The following is a 1,719-nucleotide window of genomic DNA, read 5'->3' on the forward strand; positions in this document are numbered from 1 at the left end:
ACTTAAATGAAAAACTAAATTCCGGTTTTGGACCAAATGCAAGAGTAAATTCCATATAGGTCGAAGTTACTTTTGCACACATATTTGCCATATTGTCTTTGATAATCATTACTCCGTATAATGTACTTGCAGCTGATTGCCTGCCTGTGCAGATTGGAGATAATTATGAAAAATAAAGGCAATCAGAAACATTTAACATTTGAACAGCGTGTTGATATCGAGAAAGGTCTTACTGAGAATAAAAGCTTCACTGAAATTGGACGGATTATTGGTAAAAATCCATCTACCATATCAAAGGAAGTACGTCTCCACGCACATACAAAAGAACGTCCGGATTCAGGTTACACTCACCCGCCATGTATTCATCGCAAGAACTGTAAGGTGACATGCTTGTGTGATAAGATGTGTGGCATTCATTGTAAGCTTTGCAGAAAACCATCCTTTCGCTGCACTGATATATGTCCCGCATATGAGACAGCTGAATGTGAGAAACTGAATAAACCTCCCTACGTATGTAATGGCTGTGGTAAAAAGACCCATTGTCTTATGCCCAGAAAGTTTTATTCATCCAAATATGCCCATGATGAGTACCGTAGCGTGCTGGTCGATTGCAGAGTCGGCATTAACCAGACTCCGGAAAGCATTCAATCCATGAATGATTTATTGGTTCCATTGATCAAGGAGAAGCATCAGTCCATCGGTCATATTTATGCTACTCATGCAGAAGAATTGGGTTGCTCCAGAAGAACACTTTACTCCTACATCAATGATTGTGTATTCGATGTCCGCAATGGTGACTTAAGACGTTCTGTACGTTATAAGAAACGCAAGAAACCTACACAGACCAGTGCAAAAGATCGTTCTTATCGTCAAGGTCATAACTACGAAAATTTCCAGAATTATATGAAAGATCATCCAGATATAAATGTTGTGGAAATGGACTGCGTGGAAGGAATGAAAGGCGAAAGCTGCGCCCTCTTGACCTTTACATTCCGCAACTGCAATCTTATGCTTATGTTCCTGTTGGAATATCAAGACCAGGAATGCGTGTTAGAGGTCTTTGTATGGCTTGAAACAGTGTTAGGACAGGATGCATTCAAAAAGCTTTTTCCGGTGATCCTCACGGATGGAGGTTCAGAATTCTCAGCTCGTGAAGAGATGGAGAAATTCTGTGACGGAAGTAAAAGCACGACGGTCTTTTACTGTGATCCATACAGCTTTTGGCAAAAAGGTGCCTGCGAAAAGAACCACGAGTATATCCGCTACATCCGTCCGAAAGGGAGTTCATTCGCTGATTTAAATGACGAGAAAGTCAGACTTATGATGAATCACATAAACAACGAAAAAAGAGACAGTCTTAATGGACATAGCCCATATGAACTCTCTCTTTTACTCTTGGACAACAAACTGCACAAAGCATTAGGATTAAAGGCAATCGCACCTGATGATGTTATGCTTAGTCCAAAACTTATAAAATAAAATAGTAAAGCACAGGCAGATTTCACTGCACCAGAATTTAGTCTTGCACATAAGGCATGTGGAATTTAGTCTCGCACACTATTTTCAGATGCCCGGTTAGTATGCATAAAAACATAAATCATGAGTGCTTACAGGTTTATTATAAGACAAAAAAATAGAATTGTTAAGGTGCATTACAGAATTTAATCCCGCATAGTTACTGAGATAATCCACAGCTGGAATTTAGTTTTTCATTTAAGT

Annotated in this window: 1 protein-coding gene; it reads left to right on the top strand. The window is 39.3% G+C overall.

Going from position 1 to position 1,719, the window contains the following annotated elements:
- Positions 1-165 precede the first annotated feature (165 nt).
- Positions 166-1,479 carry an IS30 family transposase gene (locus WMO75_RS19460; protein WP_173702612.1) on the top strand — a complete coding sequence of 438 codons (1,314 nt, stop codon included), beginning with the start codon at positions 166-168 and terminating at the stop codon, positions 1,477-1,479.
- Positions 1,480-1,719: the final 240 nt, after the last annotated feature.

Source organism: Blautia intestinihominis (assembly GCF_040096655.1).
Taxonomy (GTDB): Bacteria; Bacillota; Clostridia; order Lachnospirales; family Lachnospiraceae; genus Blautia_A; species Blautia_A intestinihominis.

Coding starts and splice junctions, on each gene's coding strand:
- WMO75_RS19460 (WP_173702612.1), top strand. CDS start 166: ATGAAAAATAAAGGCAATCAGAAACATTTAACATTTGAACAGCGTGTT.